The 1,730-nt window shown below is 71.3% G+C and carries 3 protein-coding genes; all 3 read right to left on the bottom strand.

All coding sequences use genetic code 11. From position 1 onward, the window contains the following. The coding region (locus ENN83_RS04890; RefSeq protein WP_287184709.1) for a gamma-glutamyl-gamma-aminobutyrate hydrolase family protein at nucleotides 1-752 on the bottom strand (752 nt) is incomplete at its 3' end. Nucleotides 753-776: 24 nt separating this feature from the next. Then, entirely contained in the window at nucleotides 777-953 is a 177-nt protein-coding gene (locus ENN83_RS04895; protein WP_287184710.1) for a DUF2256 domain-containing protein, read from the bottom strand. An 8-nt stretch (nucleotides 954-961) separates the two neighbouring features. Next, nucleotides 962-1,730: FAD-binding domain-containing protein (locus ENN83_RS04900; RefSeq protein ID WP_287184713.1), on the bottom strand; the 769-nt coding region annotated here is incomplete at its 5' end.

The raw sequence follows: 1,730 nt of genomic DNA on the forward strand, positions 1-1,730 counted from the left end.
CATTGCCCCGCCGCCCAGTCCGCCACCGCCTGCCCGAAGGCTTCGAATAACGGGCGCGAGACCGGGTCGCAGGCGGCCTTGTATTCGGGGTGCCACTGCACCGCGAGGGCAAAGCCCGCCGCCCCCTCGACGCGCAGCGCCTCGGGGGTGCCGTCCGGCGCCCAGCCCTCTATCACCACGCGGGCGCCCGGCGTCTTGATCCCCTGCCCGTGCAGCGTGTTGGTCATCACCTCGGTCGTGCCGAGCAGGCGGTGGAACAGCCCGCCCTCGGCGAAGGTGACCTTGTGGCGCAGCGCGAATTTCTCTTCCAGCGTGCCGTCGGGCGGCATCCGGTGGTTCATCCGCCCCGGAAGGGCGCGGATCTCGGGATGCAGGGAACCGCCCAGCGCGACGTTGACCTCCTGAAAGCCGCGGCAGATCGCGAAGAAGGGCTGGCCGCGGTCGATCAGCGCCCGGATCAGCGGCAGCGCGATCGCGTCGCGCGCCCGGTCGAACGCGCCATGCGCCTCGGTCGCGGCCTCGCCATATTCCTCGGGATGCACGTTCGGCCGCCCGCCGGTGAACAGGAAACCGTCGAACGCATCCAGCAGGTCAGGCACCGAGACAAAGCGCGGATCGGCCGGGATCAGGAGCGGCAGCGCGCCTGCCACCTTGGCCACGGCCTCGGAATTCATCGTGCCGCCCGCGTGCGCGGGATACTGATCGTCGATCAGGTAGCTGTTGCCGATGATGCCGACCCTGGGGCGCGCCATGTTGTCCTCATGTGCGGAGTCGTCTCATGATATAGGGCTTTTGGGCCGAGGTGAAGAGCCAGCGTTCCTGGCCCCCCTGATCCTGCAGCGGTCCGAGCAATAGCGCACCTGGTCCCAGTCCTTCGCCCATTTGCGCCGCCAGGCGAAGGGCCGCCCGCAGCTGGCGCAAGTCTTGGTGGGCAGGTCGCCCTTGCGGCGCATCTTCCCGCTCACAGATCGAGGTTCAGCTGGCGCGCGTCGCCGCGGGGCCGCAGGGGCGCCCGGTCGTTCACGAAACGGCCCGCGCGGTCGGCGCGCGAGGCGTGGCGGTCCATGATCCGCGCCGCCTCGTCGTGAAAGCCCGCCCGCGCCCGCACCGCCCAGACCGCCGTCCGCGCCGCCCGCCCCGCCGCGGCCACGTCCACGACCGGCGCCGGATAGCGGCGGCCCAGAAGCCGCCCCGCCCCCTTCCAGCGCCAGGGCTCCTGCAGGAAGGCGTCCGGCACCTCGGCCAGCTCGGGCAGCCATTCCCGGGTGAAGGCGCCGGTCGGGTCCTGCTCCAGCCCCTGCTTGACGGGGTTGTAAATGCGCACCCGGTTGATCCCCGTCGTGCCCGCCTGCATCTGCATCTGCGGCCAGTGGATGCCCGGCTCGTAATCGGTGAACATCCGGGCCAGGAGCGGCCCCGTCGCGCGCCAGTCGAGCCAGAGGTGATACGAGGCCACCGAGACCAGCATCGCGCGCATCCGGAAATTCAGCCAGCCCGTGGCGATCAGCGACCGCATGCAGGCATCGACGAAGGGCAGCCCGGTCTCGCCCCGCGCCCAGGCCGCCAGCCGCGCAGGGTCGGGCGCGCGCGGGCGCAGCCCTTCATAGGCGGGGTGCAGGCAGCGGCATTCCAGCCCGGGCTGGTCCTCGAGCTTCTGCATGAAATGGTCGCGCCAGGCCAGCCGCGACGCAAAGCTCTTCAGGCTGGCCTGCCATCCGTCGCCCTGCCCG

Source organism: Rhodovulum sp. (assembly GCF_011048875.1).
Classification (GTDB): domain Bacteria; phylum Pseudomonadota; class Alphaproteobacteria; order Rhodobacterales; family Rhodobacteraceae; genus Rhodovulum; species Rhodovulum tesquicola.